Here is a 19404-nt window from a genome sequence, read left to right on the forward strand (position 1 = left end):
GAATATGCGCAACTTATTTTTAAATACCGATTCAGCGCAGCTTGAATGTCGGTGAGTTCACTAAGAACGGCCATTCCTTTTGATAGCCGAGGCCATATTGGAACAATGAGATCAGCATGCGCGCCGTCAAACCCCAGACGATTTCATTCTCCACCCGCATGCTTGGAAAATACAGCGATTGATGCGCATAACGCACCTCATAGGGTGTCGGCGGCGCCTGCATCAGCTGCTCCATGGAAGCAAAAAAAATCCGGTCTATTTCAGTGGGCTGGGCAATCAATTCGACTTGCGGCGGAATCAATCCCACGACTGGCTTGACCAGCATGCCGTTTCTCGCCTTTTGCATCGGCAAATCCCCCAGCAAACGCACATCAAATGGATTCAGCGCGGTCTCCTCATAAGCTTCACGCAGGGCTACGACAATATTGCTGGTATCATTCGGATCGCGCTTTCCGCCGGGAAATGAAACTTCCCCGGCATGGTTCGACAGATATGCAGAGCGGCGCGTCAGTAGAATTTTAGGATCGGCCTCATCAGTAATCGCAATTAACACAGCCGCTTGCGCATATTGCACCCGCGATGAAAACCGTAAACTTTGCTGCAGTTTTTGTGTTAATGAGCGTTCAGGCATCCATGTTTCTCTTTGTTCTTAGACTCATTTCATCATAGCTCAAATTTACAGCCCTTGCCTGAGAAATGATGCCAAAGTTCATTTTTTAAGTTATGCTGACAGCAAGTAAAATCATTGAACTTGAATATGAACTTTTGCACAAACTGCGGCGGAACTACAGCTGAAACAATCCCTCTGGGTGACCACCAAGTCCGCCGTGTTTGCACTCAGTGCGGTTATATTCATTACGTCAATCCGAAGGTCATCTGCGGCGCGTTGGCGATTTGGGACAATAAAGTGCTGCTGTGCCGGCGCGCAATTGAACCGCGCTATGGCCTGTGGACGCTGCCAGCCGGCTACATGGAACTATTTGAGACCATGGAGCAAGGCGCGGCGCGTGAAACCCGCGAAGAGGCTGAAGCCGAAGTCGAGATTCAGCAGCTGTACTGCATGTACAATATTCCGCGTATTGGTCAAATTTATGTGCTGTTTAAAGCCGATTTGGTTGAAGGCAAATTTGGCGCAGGCGAAGAAACCATTGAATCCCGCCTCTTCAGTGAAGATGAAATTCCATGGAATGATCTGGCTTTTCCAAGTGTCGAACGCACGCTGAGGCATTATTTTGAAGACCGGAAAACTGGTAGCTTCACCGCGCATTTGGAAACATTAGGCACCCGTCTAGACCATACCGGTTAATGCGTTTTACAGTTTTCTAAAATATCAATGCAAAAAGCCCATCATTTGATGGGCTTTTTACGGCTATGCCATGCTATTTCTTTTTCACAGTATAGCACGGCGCCAGATCAAAACTGATTGAACCGCCCGCTAACTTCGCCAATTCTTTTGACTCAGTATCTGCAGTATTATTTTGATTATAAATTGAATTAAAACTCGCAAAGCTGTTGGCCCATTTGACTGCGTTACCGCCTGAATCTTTAAAAGTAATAGTCGATGGCTTCGTCCCATCGGCAGCATTGATCAGATTATCAACTTTTAACAATGCCCCGCCAACAACAATACTTGTACTTGAATCCGTTGATGTTTTAATCGTAGTATTCATCCCGATCAGCGCGCCATTTAATGTTCCTAAGGCTTGATCGGCTAAGATCATGCGAAGCGATAACGCATTTGGATTCGCTTTATAGCTGCTGATAAACGTGCGGGATACCGTGCCTATGCGGTATTGCTGTGTTCCAGTGCTATCCTGCATTAACTCTGGATATTCCAATACATCTGACTGGCAGCCATCAGCGGCGGTAGATAAATCAACAATTGCATTGGATGTATTGGTAAACGCATCCGCAGGCACATTCGGATGAATATTGGTGCGGATATCCCCATTACTATCGATCACAATACCTAATTTCACGGTTTTAATATCAGTATTGGTAAATTCAAAGGTCATATCTGCATACAGCGGGAAAAAGTAGTTTTGACCTGCAGCAGTATTCGCCTCCGTTTTAAACACCGACTTATCCAAATAGCTGATTGGATACTGCTTATAAAGATCAAGTGTCCCATAATAATCCACGCCGTTAACACGTTGTGTCCATCTACCCAAACGCGCATTATCTTCAGCCGTTAAAACTGCTGAAGTGGGCAATCCTGCAAGCGCACGATAAAGTGTGGCAGCTCCTGCTATCATTTTATCAGCCAAAAGTGTGCCTTGCTTAATTGTTAACGGTTCTGCATTTTCCTCGTTGACATCAAATTTAAAACCAAGAATCCGCTTACGGTCAATTTCATGTGTAATTGGATCTATCCATGTATCCTGCTGTGTTGCAGTCATCTGTTTAGGTTTTACTTTTTTCATCATCTGCAAATTCACACCGCCAATGGTCGTGAGTGCAGTATCAATCTGGCCTCGCCATTGCAAACCACTGCCAAAAGTCATACCCTGACGGTCAGTCATAAGCATAAAATGCCCGAAAGAATTGATTTTTTTTGTATCATTCGGATCACAAACAGTTGCGTTATCACAGCCCACTAAGCCATTTGAACCATTTACAGTTGCAAAAAGCGCCTGTGAAGTAGAAAACAATGCAAACTCAGGCTGAAATACCGCCGCAGCAGAGATATTCGCCAATTTGGACACGGCGGTAAGCGCATCAGCATCACTGACTGAATTTAAATCCAGCCAAGGGCTGAACAGCGCATTAAATGCGTCATCATCTTTATTGATAAAATCAGATGCGGTAATCGAGTGAGCAATGCTCTCCAATCCAATCCGATTCTTATCATTCATATACACAGGCTGAATATCTGTTGCAGAACTAATGCTGCCGTCTTTCAAGCCAATCGCCTGAATAATTTTCGTTATACGCATGGCCACTTTTACAGTGGAATCATTGGCCGCTAATTCACTTGCTTTTTTTACATTAATACCGGCAGCGATATCTAGAAGAGTTAAACGCGGCGGTGAAGTGCTGCTGGCGACATTGGAAATGGTGCTCAGATCAACTTTGCCTAAATCAATTTTTTTATCTTCGTCCCCCATCAGATAAAAAGTCACCGTATCGCCAATTTTACAGGCGCCAGTGGAAACACTTTCATTTGGATCAAAAAGGGTAATGAACTTGTTTTTCGTATCACTGGAGCAGGTAAAGTTCAATCCATCAAATGGATAGTCGAGTACAAACTCCACACAGCCTGCGGTATTGCTGAAACATGCGCCATTTTCAGTACTGGTATCATATTTTTCTGGAATCACATTGGCGCTTTCACCGCCGCATCCGCTTAATGCTGCAACCAATGCACTGAATGCAAAAGGCAATATTTTTTTATTTTTCATCCTAATTCTCTAGCTCTCATTCCTAACGGATTGCAATTAATTTAAGTTGTCCATAATTGGCCAGTGCGCGCTGCTCAACATCAAGAGCAGTCGCTAAAGGGGTCAATAAAAGATATTCTGTCTTTTTCGGAATTTGGATCACGCCTTCTATACGCTCCCTGCGCAAATGGTCTTCCCCGCCATCCTTATTTTTAAATCCGCCGGCGCCTTCAAGCACACAGCCTTTCGCATCCAAGAAAACCACAAAAGGCCAATAAAAGGTTGGATGATTCTGCTTAGAAGCATAAGAGTTAATTTGGATATTTTGAATTGAAGGTTCAACCTTAATGACTTCAAAATCAAATTCATCCTTCAATGGCGCTCTTGGCCAGACATTCGTTTCTGAACCGGATTTTAAATGTTTTGCGCTTTTGAACTGCTTTTCCTGAAAGCATTGTTGATCCAGGCTTGCCGCTGCATCCGCCTGCGAGACACGGTAATATGATGCAGACAAGGCCACCGGCCCCTGAACAACAGGCTGATTATGCTTAAACAAAGACTCAAGAATTGACTTGCTTACGCCTTTCTCCCGTTCAACCATTTGCATTCGGGTCGCGCCAATTTTGTTATCAATAACGCCTTCCGGCATCGCGTAAAAGCGCTTTTTGCCTTCTAAGTTAAATTCATGGTCTTCTAAATATTCACTATTCACATACTGCTCGCCATTCATGGCCGAAAAGCCTGTTCTCAGCTCTGCGGGCTGCGCTAGCGGTTCAGCAGGTTTTTTTTTCACCAGCTCTGGCGGCAAAACTTTAAATGGTGAGTTCGCCTTGTTCAGCTCTTCATTTTTTTGAATTGACTGCAACACTGCAGGCGGTATTTCAACGGGATGGGCTGGCCGCACGGATATGGATTGTTGCTCTGCAGTTCCGTCCAGTATGTTTTTTTGCAATGCGGGTTGAACATCCCGCTTTACGCTAATACCTTGCTGAGATATTTCAATAGGCTCATTTATTTGAACGGAAGAATGCGCATTGATTGGCTGAGCTGGCGATACAACCGCCTTTTCCGCTTTAGGCTTTTCTATTTTTTCCGCCTTTTCTACAGGCTTGACTTTTGGCTGGGCTGCGGCCGCATTCACACGCGACGGCGCTAAGCCGCTGATCACTGTTTGCAGATTTTGCTCCTGTACAGCGCTGATATGTTCCGGCGCTTTCACATCAGGCAAAACCGCAGGCGCTGGCTGCTTTGCTTGAGCATCTATCGGTCGAAGCGCCGCATGCACTTCATCCTCTTTTTTATCCGCGCTTTTTTTCTGCCTATCCCGATCTGGCATTTGAACCACCATCGGATGGCCATCCGGCCCGATAATGGTATGAAATGCGCCTGAATGAGAAATGGAGGCCTGCATCATTGCGCATGCAAGCACCGACTTTATGAATAAATTCCCTTTCATTCCTCAGCCCATCCTACCAACGTGTTCTATAATTCAATCCTAAAATCGTGATTTTAGTATCTGTTTTAACATTTAATCCTGCATATGGATTTAACAAGATATTATTTACGCCGGTTTGATTCGCCAAGCTACTGGTATTTACAGGAATATTGTCTTTGCTGCGCAAGAAGCCAATCGACAGATCCAGATCCGTGTCAGCATCAAAACGGTAGCCTATCCCGAGGCCAAACAATTGCGCGCCATTAATTGGAATCATGGTATTGCGCTTATCATCAGGAATAGCGCTGGTCCGCGGTTCATAGCCTGCCCGCAGCTTCAAGCGGTCAGTTGCCGAATATTCCAAACCGATACCGTAATTCCATGGTGAGGTAAAGTTCAACGGCAGCGCCAATGATGAGTCACTGATATTCGAAGACAATAATTTTGCAATTTTAAGCGCGCTGACTTGACGGTCAAATTCAAAACGAAATTTGTCCCAAGCGCTGTAATCCGTCCAGCCCACGTCAAAGTTGATTTGCAAATCAGGTAAAATTTTATACTTTATGCCCGCTTGAAAATGCTGCGGATATTCAAAATCCATGGATACCAAACCAGATTCGCTGGCCGGAACAGAACTTGGAAAACCTAAAATCGCAGCTAAAATCTGTCCAGTCGGAGAAGACATCAGCCCTTTGATCAGCTCCTGAGGCGCTTTTGCATTATCAATATGATATTTGCCTTTCAGCCGCATTTTTGCGGCGCTCTGATAGACCATGCCGAAACTGAAATCTTCTCTAGGCTCCCACAGCACCCCAAGGTTATAGCTCGGACTGAGCGACTGCTCCATAGACAGCTGCAGCTGGCCAAAGCGGCCAAAAGGATTCATGCCCTCTTCGGCATTGCACATTCCCAGCAGCAAGATGTCGGTAATAATGTCTGAATTGCCCTTAAAAGGCGTACATACCACCTCATCAATCATGCGCAGCATGCCGATCAGCTCATTCGGAAAGCGCAAATCTGTTTTCAGGCCAATCGCCTGATAAGACATGCCGATCCCGCCGCCGATCGACAGCTCATCATTGACTTGATAGGCTATTGTTGGAGATAAGTAGGTAATCCGTTCCAGCGCAACTTGCTGCCCCATATAATTGCCGACATTGCCATTTTCAGCGCCAAAGCCCGCAATTAAGGGGGCATACATTGCTGTTGCAAAAGTCGCTTTTGAACCAGGCGGATTATAAGCAATTGCAGCAGTAGGCGCGGCGACCGGCATGCCCTCGCCTAAATCCACCATTTTTTTCAATATAGGGACATAAAGGCTGGCGTACTCGACATCGCCATTCACTGTGCCTTTAAAATCGGTACAGATATCTGAAGCGATTTCAGGTCCGTCATTGCAGACCATGGGGTCATCTGAATAGCCAAATACATTGTAGTCAGGAGGCACTGAAAATTGGCGCTTAATATCAAAATTAGCAACAATGCCCTGCACATCCGTCTGCAGGCCTTCAATTTTTGTTAAGGCCGCTGGGTTAAAATGCACCGCACTGATACCCGGTGGGTCAGCGGTCACGGCATTGCCCAATGCCAAAGACCGCACATCTACAGATAAATTTGTTCCCAGCTGCGCAAAAGCGGCGCTGGAGCAGCCCGTCAGAATAATCGCCGTAACGAGTGGGCTGAGCCGAATATTATTCATGCTTCTGCCCTCTTAACGGAGTTTTTTACCGAAACCTAAAATATCCAGTGGGAAAGATAAGCCTAGCGATACATCCGGCGCATCTTCCGTCAGGCCTAAGCCCACCGTGCCATTCACAATCGTATCCGGCGATACGCGGACACCCAGTGAAATGGCCAGTGTTGAACTGGTTTGGTCTGCTGGAGAATAGGATTCGCCCGTGTTGTATCGGAATTCTGAACCCGTATTGAAGCTTTGCTGATAGGACATGGTCATGGATACGTCATAGTTGAATGAGTATGCAAAACCAAAAGCAAAGCCGCCGCTGATGCCTGGATCAAATTCATTAATAACCCGTGTGCCGCGGCGCTGGTTGAGGCCTGTTTCCGGCAGGCCGTAGTTAGCTGAAACGGAAGCGAACAGCACAACAGGATCAATATACTTACGTGTACTGGCGCCCACCCCGACAGAATAATAGCCTTTACCGGTCGATAAATCTGAAGCAGCATTGACTTCATATGGGCTGTCGCCTGTTTTTGTTGATATATTCCCGAATAAAATCAATGGCAAACGGTCAGCTTTTAATGGAAGCGGCTCCCAACGCGCGCCAAAAGAAATATCTCCTAAACCGGCTGCCGTGGTATCTTTCAATAAGTCTGATTTTGCAACCAGCGGCAACGATGCAGTAAAAGTCAAGTTATCCAATATCCCGTATTGCACGGTAAAAGTATTGGTTATCGAGTGGGTTGCATTTTCCTGCACACGCAGCTGATAAAGATTGCCATTCGCCATCTCCATATCCAGCTGAGTATCCCGATAGTAAGTATAGTCAATATCATAAAAAGATGAGATTTCACCTTGCTTAATCAATGAGTACTGGCGCTCATTTGAAGTAAAGACTTCCTGCAAGTTTGTTTCTTGACTGGCATCACCCGCCTGCTGCTGCAACGCAGAAGAAGCATCGGAAGCACCCGCTGCAGCCGTATTTGCTGCCGAGGCTGATTGCTGTTCTACAGCAGGCGCATCAGCATCGGGTTCTTCGATATTGTCATAGCCCCCAACAGAAACATCCGCTGCAGCCTCTTCTGATTGGTCAACTTGTTCATATTCTCCGACTGCCGGCGCTTCTGCAGCATAAGTCGCCCCCATCACCAGCTGAATACTCATCGCCAATAGAGTTCTGTTCATCCATTTACTTTTCATGTTCCATCCCACCGCTTTTATTTTTTTAATTTCGCTTTTCCACAAACTTTTTTAAAAGTTATTTACTTTTATAATAAAGCCTCAAATAGTTGTATTGCTGCTTGCCGTAATTCTCTGATCCTTCATTCATATTTTTATCTAAACGGATCGTCGAGGCTTTATCCGCAATTTTATCCATATAAAATTGCGGATATTGAATATCAACAAAGGCATAACGGTTGACTGTTGCATCATCCACATGGCGCATATCGCTTTCTTGCAAGGCCAATAAGTTTTTCCGCTGTTCGGGCGCAACATTAATCAGATATAAAGTATTATTTTCCCAAATTTCTTTAAAACGGATTTCATCAAAGCTGATATTGCCCAAAGCAGGATCTGCAACATATACCCGGCCATTTTTATAGCCTTTGAATACCACAAAATGCTTAAATCCTGCATATGAAATCGGAACAATTGCAGGCTGGCCTTGACTGACTAAATCAGAAAACTCACCGCGATAGCCTCCGCTCTCGAGACCTAAAGCCGCGACAAACCGCTTCATATCCAGTAAAGAAAAACTGCGGCGTTCAATGATTTTCTCGGTTTCACCATACTTCAGCAAACCGTTCATAATCTGCTGCTCAGTCAGCTGAGTGCCGACATAGCCATTGAGCAAAGTTGTCAGGGCTGCTGAGCCGCAGCTGTAATCATAAGCTTGCCGGACAATTCCTCGGAACTGATCCTCAATTGCGGGTTTGATTTTGACAGATTCGCGGTGCAGGCGCGTAAACGAATCATTGCGGGAATCTAGAGTTTCAGTGTACTGCACTGTCCCTGCTGGCTTTTCCTTTATATCGAAAGACTCTTTGGCAAAGTAATACATCAATGCCGAGCCTAGTGCTATCTCTAACATATCTTCTAACTTTTTAGTTATCGGCAATGATGTGCCTTTATTATCTTTATTTTTAGAGCTAATGCTCTACATCCATGTAATATGCAAGATACCTTTTTTTTCAAAAAAAAACAGTATTTTTTTTATTTTTTTGATGCATTTTGCTTTTTTATGTAAAAAAAAGCGCGTGAATGACACGCGCTTTTCTATTTATAAAAATTAACGGCCTGATACTGTCAACACAGAGCCCGCTGTATATTGACCAAGTGATGGACTGTAATAGGTACGTAAACCTTGAATTTCTACATCACCAATTGAACCTGCAGAAGCAGAACCCAAGCGAATACCTCTTACATATGTATCTACACCAACTTCGTCTTCATTAACAATTCGCAGATATCCCTTGTCTGTATCAGATGACTTACCAATAACACTTACACTTGATTTGATGTTCAAATTTGTAGATCCCGCACTCGCCACTTTGATGCTGTCGAGATGGATTTCACCAGCAGCACGAGTAGCTGCAGTAAGACCATCACCCGAACCTAACTTTGTAGAATTATCCAAAATACCTAAATTTTGAATTTCTAAACCGCCAATCATGGTTGTATTCAATTTGATCATTGCGCCTTGTGGTGCCGCGCCTAATTGAACATTCGCTGACATTTGACCCGTTTTTAATGTCAACCCAGATAGAATAGCATTATAATTCGCTGATGCACCACGGCGAATAGCTGTTGTTGAATCAGCAGATGCCGCTACACCAATTTCACCAATACTGATATCAAGCCCTGAAACCTGTGCAGCGATATTAATAAATGCACCACCTGCAGCCGAAGTACCGGCATCAGAATCGATTTGTAAATCTGCTAAATTATGAGAAGCCAATAAAGCCTGTGTGTTCGCAGTAATGACAATACCATGGTCTTTATTTATGTCACCCGTTTTGCCATTACCTTGAATTACAATTGCACCTGCCTTACCTGTACCACCAGCAATTGCAGTAGATGACACTTGTTCATTGTCCGCAAAACCATAAACTGCAGGAACAGCCGGGGTACCAGTATCTGGATCCGCTGGTTTCGCTGGAGTAACGACTATTACTTTAGTACCACTTACAACATTTTTAGCATCTGTCGCCAAACCATCGTTATCGTGAATAAAGATTTTACCAATTTCAACTTTTGAAATGCCAATACCGATATTGATACCGTCTTGACCTGTAGAAGCACTTAGCGCTGCATCATCCATTGCCTGCATTGCCATTGCATTCGCGCTGATTGCTAGAGAAGAAACCAAAGCAAGTTGAGTGAATTTTTTCATCTTTTACTCTCCCAAGAGTATTATTTTTTTTGATTGTCAACCACTCGACATATACAGCTGATTATTCGTTTTGTGACAGCTGTTACATCTTTCCTTGAGTAGTGCTCGCCTGACTAAATTATATCCGTGTCATTATTTGTTCAACTGCTGTTGGTCGCAATCCGGCTATTGCCGATAAACGGTATTTCAATTATTTTTTTTACTGCATTGATATACACTACTCTCCAATATTCTATCCTTTACGCTTCAAAGCTATGCCCAGCCTAAAAAACTGTAAAAAATATATTTTTAATCAAGATATTAAACCTCATGCTATCTTAAATGCCTTAGCACATCTGAATCATTCTGTTTATTTGCAAAATAATGGTTTCCCTGTTGTGGCATTTGCAGCAGAAGAGTATTTTATTTTAAAAAATTCTCAATGGATGCATTACGTACAGCACGATCTGCATACGTATCACAAGTCATTCATTCAGCATTTGCCTGCAATGCAAAACAACAATCCGGATACAAACTGCAGCAAAGAATTTAACGGCGGCTTTATTGGCTTTATCAGCTATGATTTTGGCGCAGCTCAGCACATTCAATTAGCGCAAAAGCATCAGCCCAGCCTTTTTTTAGGTTATTTCAGCATCTATCTTGCATGGTCTCCAGATGGATGGCTTCTGCACTGCCCAGCGGAAAAGCAAAGTGAAATTGAGGCGATGCTTCTGCAGTCCATCAACCATCCAAATGCAGCAGCTGATTTTAAGCTGAATTCCCCCTGCACAGCACGCTGGAGCAAAACGCAATATAGTGATGCATTTCACCACGTGCAAGAATACATAAAGGCAGGCGACTGCTATCAAATCAATTTAACGCAAGAATTTACAGCACAGGCTGAAGGCTCAATTTTAGCGGCGGCTGAGCAGTTTTGGACGCTGACCAATGCGCCCTATTCAGGTTATTTGCGAATTGATGATTTTGAATTGCTCAGCTGTTCGCCTGAATTATTTATTGATTTTGAAGCCAAACGGAATATTGTGACAAAACCGATTAAAGGCACAATGCCCCGTTTTGAAGACCCAATTCAAGATGAGCAATCAAAGACAGCCCTAAAGTCTTCAAAAAAAGATCAAGCTGAAAACGTGATGATTGTCGACCTGCTGCGCAATGATTTGAGTATGTATGCCGAAACAGGCTCTGTTAAAACGCCGAAGCTGTTTAATATTGAATCCTTCAATCAAGTGCATCATATGGTCAGCGAAGTTACTGCGACACTGAAAGAAGAAGTCAATCCATTTGAGATGCTGCTATCGGCTCTTCCGGGCGGTTCGATCACCGGCGCGCCAAAAATCCGCGCAATGCAGATTATTGATGAGCTGGAAGGCGCACCGCGCGGCGCGTATTGCGGCTCTTTAGGCTATTTTAATGATGACGGCACAGGCTCTTGGAATATCTTGATCCGTTCGATTCAAAAATATCAAGACGAAGTGTCTTTATGGGCCGGCGGCGGCATTACCATTGCTTCGGACTGCGATTCAGAATATCAGGAATGTTTTGATAAAGTATCGGCCATGCTGGATTTGCTGAACACATGGCATCATCCTGAATCATCTTAAAATTTAAGAATAAAAAAAGCCTAACAGATCTTAGGCTTTTTTATTCTGCAGCGCCGTTTAGACTAAGATGGTATTTTTTAGAGTATCCACTAAACGCTGATTTTGCTCATCGGTACCAATGGTGATGCGCAGGAATTGGTTAATGCGCGGCTTATTGAAATAACGCACAATAATGCCCTGCTCACGCAGCGCAGCAGCCAATTCACCGGCATCTTTTGATGGCAATGAAGCGAAAATAAAGTTCGCTTTGGATGGCAATACATTAAAACCGATCTCGGTCAGCTGCGCGGCCAATTTCTCCCGGCTGGCGATCACTTTTTGGTTTTGCGCTTCAAAATATGCTTGATCTTCGAAGGACGCTACCGCTGCCGCAATAGCAAAACGGTCAATTGGGTATGAGTTAAAGCTGTTTTTTACCGCTTCCAGCGCCGCAATCAAATGCGGCTGGGCAATGGCAAAACCGACACGCAAGCCCGCCAGAGAGCGTGACTTAGACGTGGTTTGACAGACCACTAAATTATCGTATTTTTCCACCAGTTTAACTGCGGATTCTGCACCAAAATCAACATAAGCTTCATCAATCACCACCACAGAGTCCGGGTTGGCTTGCAATACTTCTTCTATTGCCGGCAAGCCTAAATCTATACTGGTTGGCGCGTTTGGATTGGTAATGATGATCCCGCCATTCGGCTGTTTATAATCCTCAACCATAATTTCAAAACGATCATTCAGCGGCAGAACTTTGGTTTTCACCCCAAAGAATTGGCTATATACAGGATAAAAACTGTAGGTAATATCCGGATATAAAACCGGCAATTCTTGAATGAAAAAGGCTTTAAAAATATGCGCTAGAACTTCATCGGAACCATTGCCGACAAAGACATTTTCAACCGCAATATTTTGCTGTTTTGCAATCGCCTGTTTTAATGCCGATGCATCTGGATCTGGATATAAGCGCAAAGCATCCGCAGAGTTTGTTAAAACCGCTTGTACAGCGTCAACCACTTTTGGCGATGGCGGATACGGGTTTTCATTGGTATTCAGTTTGAGTAAATTCTGGATTTTTGGCTGCTCACCCGGCACATACGGTTCTAGCTCACGCACCGATGGACTCCAAAAACGCATTTGTTCTGTAGTGATATTTGACATTTTATTTCTCTATATTCCCTCTCCTTTTAGGAGAGGGTTAGGGAGAGGTCCTATAGCCCCCTCTCCTAACCTCTCCCATAGGGAGAGGGATATCCATTATTGAATAGATAAACTTTATGAATTAATTTTGATAACGATATCTTGCTGATCTGGCATGCGCATCCAAGTTTTCTTCTTGCGCCAAGATGTCTGCCGTTTTCGCCAAAGTTTTAACACCTTGCTCGGAACACATAATCAGGCTTGAGCGTTTTTGGAAATCATAAACACCCAATGGTGAAGAGAATCGTGCTGTGCCTGAGGTTGGCAAGACATGGTTTGGGCCTGCACAGTAATCACCAATCGCTTCCGGCGTATAGCGGCCCATAAATATCGCGCCTGCGTGACGGATATCCTGAGACATTGCTTCAGCTTCATCCAAACACAGCATTAAATGTTCCGGCGCCACTTGGTTAATCAGTTCCATACCTTCTGCACGGTCTTTGACCAGCACCAATGCACCGCGGTTCGCAATTGAAGTGCGCGCAATTTCTGCTTTTGGCAAAGCCTCTAAGTGCTTTTCAATCCACAGTTCTACATCAGCTAAAAGTTCAGCATCCGGCGTGATGAATACAGCTTGCGCTACGGTGTCATGTTCGGCTTGCGACAGCAGATCCATCGCCAGCCATTCTGCATTGTTCGTACCTTCGGCATATACTAGAATTTCAGATGGACCGGCAATCATATCAATGCCGACCTGGCCAAATACCGCACGTTTTGCTGCCGCAACAAAGCGGTTGCCTGGACCCGTGATTTTATCTACAGATGGAATGGTTTCTGTACCATAAGCCAATGCTGCTACAGCCTGCGCGCCGCCAATGGTAAACACGCGGTGCACGCCTGCCAGATAAGCCGCAGCCAGAACCAATGGATTCAATTCGCCATTGGGCGCAGGCACCACCATGATGATTTCAGGCACACCCGCAACATGCGCAGGAACAGCGTTCATCAGCACAGAAGATGGATAAGAGGCCAAACCGCCCGGCACATAAATCCCCACGCGGTCTAAAGGCGTCACTTTCTGGCCTAAGGTATTGCCCAAAGCATCGACATAAGTCCAGCCATCCTGTTTCTGCGCTTGGTGAAATTCACGCACGCGGTTGGCTGCCATTTCTAAAGCTTCACGCACTTCAGCGCTTAAACCATCAAAAGCGGCTTTCAGCTGTTCTTGGCTCAGTTCTAGATCAGAAAATTGATGCGCTGGATGTCGATCGAACTGTTGAGTGAGTTTAAGAACATGAGCATCACCATGCTGACGGACATCAGCAATGATTTGGTCTACGGTTTTTAAAAGTTCTGGATCACTAACTGTCTCAAAAGCCAACAAGTCTGCAAAGTCTTGTTTAAAGCCTTGATCTTGAGTCGATAAACGTCGCATCAATTTACCCACAAGGTTTGAATTGGAAAACTTTAGTTTACCTTGTTTCAGCCGCTTTGTGGACGGCAAATGCGCGATCATTTGCCAAGTTTTATCAATAAGCATTTTTGTTTAAATCAATAATGCCAGCCTCATTCAGACGTAAAAAACCGCCTCTAAAGGCGGTTTTTTAAAGAACAGTCAATTAAGCCTGTTTAGCTTTCTGACGTTCTTCTACAGCCGTTTCCAGCTGGGCAAGAATCGGATTCAGCAATTGCTGCTTGCGCTTGAAGCTGGCTTTGTTCACGATTAAGCGTGATGACACTTTGCAAATTTCTTCCAATGGCTCTAAACCATTCGCGCGAAGCGTGTTGCCGGTATCAACCACGTCGACAATATAATCGCCCAAACCTACCAATGGCGCCAATTCCATTGAGCCGTACAGTTTAATCACATCAACCTGCTCGCCGAGGCTTGCATAATATTGACGGGTTAAATTGACATATTTAGTGGCAATTTTCAGGCGGCCTTTAGGGCGCACCATGCCGACTTTTCCTGCAGTCATTAACTTGCAGTTGGCAATTTTTAAATCTAATGGTTCATAGACATTTTGCGCGCCATGCTCCATCAGCACATCTTTGCCCGCAACACCCAAATCCGCTGCGCCATTTTCAACATAAGTCGGCACATCGGATGCGCGCAGGATTAAAATGCGCACGTGTTTATGAGTGGTCGGAAAAATCAATTTACGGGATTTATCCGGATCTTCCAGCAAATTGATTCCCGCTGTTTCCAACAGCGGCAAAGTCTCTTTTAAGATACGTCCCTTACTTAATGCTAAAGTTAAACCATGATCAAAATTGCCCATTACGTCAAAGTTTGGATCATCGTTTCTCATATCGCTCATTAACTTACTCGCTTAATCTGGGCACCTAAACCTTGTAACTTCGCTTCAATATCTTCATAACCGCGGTCAATGTGATAAATACGGTCAATCAGTGTTTCTCCTTCAGCAGCCAATGCAGCCAGCACCAAAGAGAATGAAGCGCGCAAATCTGTTGCCATCACAGGCGCTGCAGAAAGCTTATCTACGCCAGTCACTACAGCATCATTGCCTTCGACCTGAATATTGGCGCCCATCCGGGCCAATTCAGGCACATGCATAAAACGGTTTTCAAAAATCGTTTCAGAAATTGTCGCAAAACCGCGGCCAATCGCATTGACTGCCATCAGCTGCGCCTGCATATCGGTTGGAAATTCTGGATGCGGCAGAGTCTGGAAGCTCACTGCTTTCGGACGCTTGCCCATCATATCCAGCTCAATCCAGTCATCACCGCGGGTAACTTCCGCGCCCATTTCTTCAAATTTATCTAAAACAGATTCTAGAAGATTCGGATCAGTATGCGTGGTTTTCACACGGCCGCCCGTAATCGCGGCAGCAGCCAAATATGAACCGGTTTCAATACGGTCAGCGACGACAGCATATTCGCAGCCATGCAGGCTCTCAACACCCGTCACCACCAAGGTATCGGTATCCAGACCTTCAATTTTTGCGCCCATTTTAATCAGCATTTGCGCAAGATCGGTAATTTCCGGTTCGCGGGCTGCATTACGGATTGTGGTTACACCATCAGCCAAAACAGCAGCAGTTAAGATATTTTCAGTACCGCCGACAGTCACCATATCAAAAACGACTTCGCCGCCTTTTAAGCGGCCATTGACCTTGGCATTGACATAGCCATTCTCAACTTCAATCTCTGCACCCAGCGCTTCTAAAGCCTTTAAATGCTGATCGACAGGGCGCGAACCAATCGCGCAACCGCCCGGCAAAGATACTTTTGCACTGCCGTAGCGCGCAAGCAGCGGCCCAAGCACCAAAATAGATGCCCGCATGGTTTTGACCAGCTCATACGGTGCAAATTGATTATCTAAAGTAGACGTATCCGCTTTAACCGTATCGCCTTCATATGAAATCTGTACGCCCAAACCGCCAATTAATTTAACTAAAGTATTGACATCTTTAAGGTTTGGAACATTGGTCAGCGTAATTGGAGAGTCGGCTAAAATCATTGCCGCCAGCAATGGAAGCGCCGCATTTTTTGCGCCGGAAATACGTACTTCACCTTCGAGCTTCACGCCGCCCTGAATTAAAAACTTATCCATTAAATTATTAAGCTCCGAACAAGCTGGCTTTGCGCCATTCTTCTTTCGTCATTGCGCGAATTGTGACTGCATGAACTTCACCGCTTGCAATATATGAATTCAGCGGCGCGTAAACGGTTTGCTGACGGGCAACAGGCCGTTTGCCTTCAAATTGATCATCGACAATGCGAAGATCAAATTTGCCGCCTTGCCCGCTCACTGCAACTTCAGCTTCTGGAAATGCCGCTTTTAAAATATCAGTGAGCTGTTCACTATTCATCACAAGACCTCTTTATAGGACTAACGGTGTAAAACATGCCATTTTACTATAAATAAAAAAAATTATTCATTAATCACGTACAATATATCTATAAAAAAAGAGGTTATTTAAAACCTCTTTTTTTACAAATTACACACTAAGCCTCTAAGGGCACATAAATTAATTGCATTTTCCTATGTTTATGCAGCTGTCTTTTTAATTTTTCTGTCAATTTTTTGATGGAAGCATACATATCATCTGCAGTTGCCTGTGCAAACAGCTCCGCTCCCGGCAAGCGGATAATCGCTTCCGCAACATGATTAGAACTTCCTTTTCTGGAACGCTTATCAATTTGATGATCTTTAGTCAGCTTGACCTGCATGCTGTTGACTTGATCCAAATGCTTGGTCATTTGCGCAAACTTCAAACGAATATCTTCTTCAATTGCAGGTGTAACAGTTAAATGATGGCCACGAATGGTAATTTGCATAACACGCTCCCTCACCTTCTTCAGGAATAGAAAGGAACAAGCCAAAAGTTCGAATCAGTGCAAATTACTGGAGCTCTGCAGTCAACATCAAATCATTCCGACTGTTCCTTAAATAAAAAAGAGATTCATTATTTGGTCATAATGAATCTCTAGAATAGTCAGATTTTAAAAATCAGATCAAGACTTTTCGTTCAGATGAGGATGGAATATGTAACGATTCACGATATTTCGCCACGGTTCGCCGCGCAACATCGATCCCCTCGTCTTTCAGCATATTGGCAATCACATTGTCAGACAAAGGTTTACGGCTATTTTCATCAGCAATCATTTTCTTGATTTTGGCGCGAATCGCCGTTGATGACGCTTCGCCGCCTGCAGTCGTGCCCACATGGCTGGAAAAGAAATACTTCAGCTCATATAAACCGCGCGGTGTCAGCATGAATTTATTGGTGGTTACCCGCGATACGGTGGATTCATGCAGCTCAACCTCTTCTGCAATATCCCGAAGCACCAAAGGCTTCATGCCTTCTGGGCCAATTTCAAAAAATGCGCGCTGATGTTCAACAATGCAAGTCGCAACCTTCAGCAGTGTTTTATGGCGCTCATCAATGCTCTTGATAAAATTTTTCGCTTCCAGCATTTGGTTGCGAAGATACTGATTGTCATCACTTTGATCTGCACGCTTAATCATATTGGCGTAAAAAGAATTGACCCGCAGCTTTGGCATAACATCTTGATTCAGCTGCACATGCCAATGATTATTTTTCTTAGAAACCACCACATCCGGAATTTGATAATCTGATTCACGATTTTCAAACTCCACTCCCGGATGCGCCTTTAAGGTTTTCAGCAGCTCAACAGCCGCCTTTAACTGATCGGCATTTAAACCAGTCTGTTTGATTAATTTAGGCAATTCATTGGAAATCAGCAATTCATAATGCCGCATTAACAGCAAAGCTTCTTTACGGTTGGGCACATTTGACGGCAAACTTTCCAATTGGACAGACAAGCATTCCGCCAAATTGCGCGAGCCAATACCAATAGGCTCTAAACGCTGAATATATTTAAGGACAACTAGAACCTCATCATCCTCAACCTGTTCATCATAATCCATGCTTTCAAGCAAATGCTGAACCGACTGAGTAATTTCAGCCAGCGTACAATCCAGAAAACCTTTTTCATCCAAAGAATCAATGATGCAGTGCGCGATCAGCTTATCGACCATTGAGAAATGCAGTAAATTGACTTGCTCAAGCATATGATCTTTAAGGCTTAAGTGCCCTTGACGGTTATCTTCACGTTCTTCAAACTCTGCACTGCCCAAACTTGTCGGTTGATGGGTATACACATCATCCCAATCGGTATCTACAGGCAAATCATCCGGTAAATGATCTGCATTTAATTCATTGGTCAGGTCTTTACTGTCTTGCTCCGCTTCACTCAAGGAAGATAAACTTTCTACGGTCGATTGCTCTTCTACTTTTTCCAGAAGCGGGTTGCTGTCCAGCTGAATTTGAATCTCTTGCTCCAGCTCAAGACTGGAAAGCTGAAGCAACCGAATGGCTTGCTGCAATTGCGGTGTTAAAGACAGCGAATTAGCAACTTTTAATCCAACCGATAACTTCATATGACTTCTTCCCTCGCAATCCAAGGCATCTTATAAGCAATTATTGTGCCGTTTTATTTTTTATAGCATATATTTATTTAAATAAATACAAATTAATAGCAATAATGAAGCCTCTTTCAATCCAAAAATAAAATTAATAACCTATATATATTAATCAAAAGGTGTATATAAACCATATTGCATAACTAAACCTCTTAATAAATCTGAAAGCCGACCTGATGTTTCAATAAATTGTTTTTCTAATACAAGCAATTCAGCTGAGATCAACTCTTGAACAGCGTTTATTTCATGTAATAATTCCCTTCGCTGTTCACAATCTACAGGCACAGCACGATCAGCAAAGATTAATTGCTTGGCACGCAGCAGCAGGCTTAAAGCATCCTCTTCGCCATGCTGCATCAGAACCTGCTTTGTGAAGTTGTAATAATCTCCTGAACTATTAAAGAAGTACTGATCAAAACCACCATTAAAAACCTCGCCAATTAAAATAGTAATCACAAAATAATGCTGATCTGGTATCTGTATTTTTGACCAGCTTTCCTGATCAACCTTTTTAACCAAATTAACCCAATAGATATATTCTTCAGATTGTCGATAAAGCCGATCACGTTCATACTGCAGTTTAGAACGCTCAACTGCTACTCTCGTGCCATTTTTACATGGCATGCATAAACCTGAATTTTTCTCATAAGTATCATTTTTATTTTTTTCTTTTCTATCGCGCATAAAAAAATCCCCCTCAGCCATTAAGCGGAGGGGGATTCGAATAATGAGCTGGCGATGACTTACTCTCACATGGGTAACCCCACACTACCATCAGCGCTAAGAGGTTTCACTTCTGAGTTCGGGAAGG

17 protein-coding genes are annotated in these 19404 nt (G+C 44.0%); 2 read left to right on the forward strand and 15 right to left on the reverse strand.

The features are described 5' to 3' along the window. Nucleotides 1-31: 31 nt before the first annotated feature. Entirely contained in the window at nucleotides 32-631 is a 600-nt protein-coding gene (locus ACE3T3_RS12110; protein WP_374667264.1) for a CoA pyrophosphatase, read from the reverse strand. A 126-nt stretch (nucleotides 632-757) separates the two neighbouring features. On the opposite strand from ACE3T3_RS12110, the gene ACE3T3_RS12115 reads away from it, so the two are divergent. Continuing rightward, nucleotides 758-1306, forward strand: coding sequence for an NUDIX hydrolase (locus tag ACE3T3_RS12115; protein ID WP_374667266.1), 549 nt, complete (start codon nucleotides 758-760; stop codon nucleotides 1304-1306). A 73-nt stretch (nucleotides 1307-1379) separates the two neighbouring features. On the opposite strand, the gene ACE3T3_RS12120 is transcribed toward ACE3T3_RS12115, so the two are convergent. From ACE3T3_RS12120 to ACE3T3_RS12145, 6 genes are all read right to left on the reverse strand, one after another. Next, the gene (locus ACE3T3_RS12120) at nucleotides 1380-3401 is read right to left on the reverse strand and encodes a hypothetical protein (protein WP_374667268.1); all 2022 of its coding nucleotides are present in this window, start codon (nucleotides 3399-3401) and stop codon (nucleotides 1380-1382) included. Between the two features lie 22 nt (nucleotides 3402-3423). Continuing rightward, a complete protein-coding gene (filE, locus tag ACE3T3_RS12125; protein WP_374667270.1) occupies nucleotides 3424-4836 on the reverse strand; it encodes a putative pilus assembly protein FilE in 1413 nt (470 codons plus the stop codon). A 13-nt stretch (nucleotides 4837-4849) separates the two neighbouring features. Continuing rightward, nucleotides 4850-6514 (reverse strand): OmpP1/FadL family transporter, encoded by a 1665-nt coding sequence (locus ACE3T3_RS12130; RefSeq protein ID WP_374667272.1) that lies wholly within the window; start codon nucleotides 6512-6514, stop codon nucleotides 4850-4852. Between the two features lie 12 nt (nucleotides 6515-6526). Further along, nucleotides 6527-7696: a hypothetical protein gene (locus ACE3T3_RS12135; protein WP_374667274.1), complete on the reverse strand. Its 1170-nt coding sequence runs from the start codon at nucleotides 7694-7696 to the stop codon at nucleotides 6527-6529. A 58-nt stretch (nucleotides 7697-7754) separates the two neighbouring features. Further along, nucleotides 7755-8588 (reverse strand): C39 family peptidase, encoded by an 834-nt coding sequence (locus ACE3T3_RS12140; RefSeq protein ID WP_374667275.1) that lies wholly within the window; start codon nucleotides 8586-8588, stop codon nucleotides 7755-7757. Between the two features lie 198 nt (nucleotides 8589-8786). Further along, entirely contained in the window at nucleotides 8787-9890 is a 1104-nt protein-coding gene (locus tag ACE3T3_RS12145) for a DUF6160 family protein (RefSeq protein ID WP_374667277.1), read from the reverse strand. Between the two features lie 254 nt (nucleotides 9891-10144). Between ACE3T3_RS12145 and ACE3T3_RS12150 the strand changes: the two genes are divergently transcribed. Beyond that, nucleotides 10145-11491, forward strand: coding sequence for an anthranilate synthase component I family protein (locus ACE3T3_RS12150; protein ID WP_374667279.1), 1347 nt, complete (start codon nucleotides 10145-10147; stop codon nucleotides 11489-11491). A gap of 57 nt (nucleotides 11492-11548) precedes the next feature. Here ACE3T3_RS12150 and hisC read toward each other — a convergent pair whose 3' ends face one another. The 8 genes from hisC to ACE3T3_RS12190 all read right to left on the reverse strand — a co-directional run bounded on the left by hisC (nucleotide 11549) and on the right by ACE3T3_RS12190 (nucleotide 19277). Next, the gene (hisC, locus tag ACE3T3_RS12155) at nucleotides 11549-12640 is read right to left on the reverse strand and encodes a histidinol-phosphate transaminase (RefSeq protein ID WP_374667281.1); all 1092 of its coding nucleotides are present in this window, start codon (nucleotides 12638-12640) and stop codon (nucleotides 11549-11551) included. 121 nt (nucleotides 12641-12761) lie between these two features. Beyond that, entirely contained in the window at nucleotides 12762-14066 is a 1305-nt protein-coding gene (gene hisD, locus ACE3T3_RS12160; RefSeq protein ID WP_374667298.1) for a histidinol dehydrogenase, read from the reverse strand. Between the two features lie 172 nt (nucleotides 14067-14238). Next, entirely contained in the window at nucleotides 14239-14940 is a 702-nt protein-coding gene (hisG, locus tag ACE3T3_RS12165) for an ATP phosphoribosyltransferase (RefSeq protein WP_374667283.1), read from the reverse strand. After that, nucleotides 14940-16196, reverse strand: a complete 1257-nt coding sequence (murA, locus tag ACE3T3_RS12170; RefSeq protein WP_374667285.1) for a UDP-N-acetylglucosamine 1-carboxyvinyltransferase — start codon at nucleotides 16194-16196, stop codon at nucleotides 14940-14942. The genes hisG and murA overlap by 1 nt, the downstream gene beginning before the upstream one ends. A 7-nt stretch (nucleotides 16197-16203) precedes the next feature. Beyond that, nucleotides 16204-16455, reverse strand: coding sequence for a BolA family iron metabolism protein IbaG (gene ibaG, locus ACE3T3_RS12175; protein ID WP_374667287.1), 252 nt, complete (start codon nucleotides 16453-16455; stop codon nucleotides 16204-16206). Between the two features lie 136 nt (nucleotides 16456-16591). Next, on the reverse strand, nucleotides 16592-16924 hold the full coding sequence (gene hpf / locus ACE3T3_RS12180) for a ribosome hibernation-promoting factor, HPF/YfiA family (protein ID WP_374667300.1): 333 nt from the start codon (nucleotides 16922-16924) through the stop codon (nucleotides 16592-16594). 172 nt (nucleotides 16925-17096) lie between these two features. Beyond that, a complete protein-coding gene (locus tag ACE3T3_RS12185) occupies nucleotides 17097-18551 on the reverse strand; it encodes an RNA polymerase factor sigma-54 (RefSeq protein WP_374667289.1) in 1455 nt (484 codons plus the stop codon). A gap of 150 nt (nucleotides 18552-18701) precedes the next feature. Beyond that, nucleotides 18702-19277, reverse strand: a complete 576-nt coding sequence (locus ACE3T3_RS12190) for a DUF4375 domain-containing protein (RefSeq protein WP_374667291.1) — start codon at nucleotides 19275-19277, stop codon at nucleotides 18702-18704. Between the last annotated feature and the right edge of the window lie 127 nt (nucleotides 19278-19404).

This window comes from Acinetobacter sp. (assembly GCF_041919735.1).
Classification (GTDB): Bacteria; Pseudomonadota; Gammaproteobacteria; order Pseudomonadales; family Moraxellaceae; genus Acinetobacter.

Bases quoted from the DNA above. Each gene is read 5' to 3' on its own strand.
- ACE3T3_RS12110 (WP_374667264.1), bottom strand. From the start codon at position 631: ATGCCTGAACGCTCATTAACACAAAAACTGCAGCAAAGTTTACGGTTT.
- ACE3T3_RS12115 (WP_374667266.1), top strand. From the start codon at position 758: ATGAACTTTTGCACAAACTGCGGCGGAACTACAGCTGAAACAATCCCT.
- ACE3T3_RS12120 (WP_374667268.1), bottom strand. From the start codon at position 3,401: ATGAAAAATAAAAAAATATTGCCTTTTGCATTCAGTGCATTGGTTGCA.
- filE (WP_374667270.1), bottom strand. From the start codon at position 4,836: ATGAAAGGGAATTTATTCATAAAGTCGGTGCTTGCATGCGCAATGATG.
- ACE3T3_RS12130 (WP_374667272.1), bottom strand. From the start codon at position 6,514: ATGAATAATATTCGGCTCAGCCCACTCGTTACGGCGATTATTCTGACG.
- ACE3T3_RS12135 (WP_374667274.1), bottom strand. From the start codon at position 7,696: ATGAAAAGTAAATGGATGAACAGAACTCTATTGGCGATGAGTATTCAG.
- ACE3T3_RS12140 (WP_374667275.1), bottom strand. From the start codon at position 8,588: ATGTTAGAGATAGCACTAGGCTCGGCATTGATGTATTACTTTGCCAAA.
- ACE3T3_RS12145 (WP_374667277.1), bottom strand. From the start codon at position 9,890: ATGAAAAAATTCACTCAACTTGCTTTGGTTTCTTCTCTAGCAATCAGC.
- ACE3T3_RS12150 (WP_374667279.1), top strand. From the start codon at position 10,145: ATGCCCAGCCTAAAAAACTGTAAAAAATATATTTTTAATCAAGATATT.
- hisC (WP_374667281.1), bottom strand. From the start codon at position 12,640: ATGTCAAATATCACTACAGAACAAATGCGTTTTTGGAGTCCATCGGTG.
- hisG (WP_374667283.1), bottom strand. From the start codon at position 14,940: ATGAGCGATATGAGAAACGATGATCCAAACTTTGACGTAATGGGCAAT.
- murA (WP_374667285.1), bottom strand. From the start codon at position 16,196: ATGGATAAGTTTTTAATTCAGGGCGGCGTGAAGCTCGAAGGTGAAGTA.
- ibaG (WP_374667287.1), bottom strand. From the start codon at position 16,455: ATGAATAGTGAACAGCTCACTGATATTTTAAAAGCGGCATTTCCAGAA.
- hpf (WP_374667300.1), bottom strand. From the start codon at position 16,924: ATGCAAATTACCATTCGTGGCCATCATTTAACTGTTACACCTGCAATT.
- ACE3T3_RS12185 (WP_374667289.1), bottom strand. From the start codon at position 18,551: ATGAAGTTATCGGTTGGATTAAAAGTTGCTAATTCGCTGTCTTTAACA.
- ACE3T3_RS12190 (WP_374667291.1), bottom strand. From the start codon at position 19,277: ATGCGCGATAGAAAAGAAAAAAATAAAAATGATACTTATGAGAAAAAT.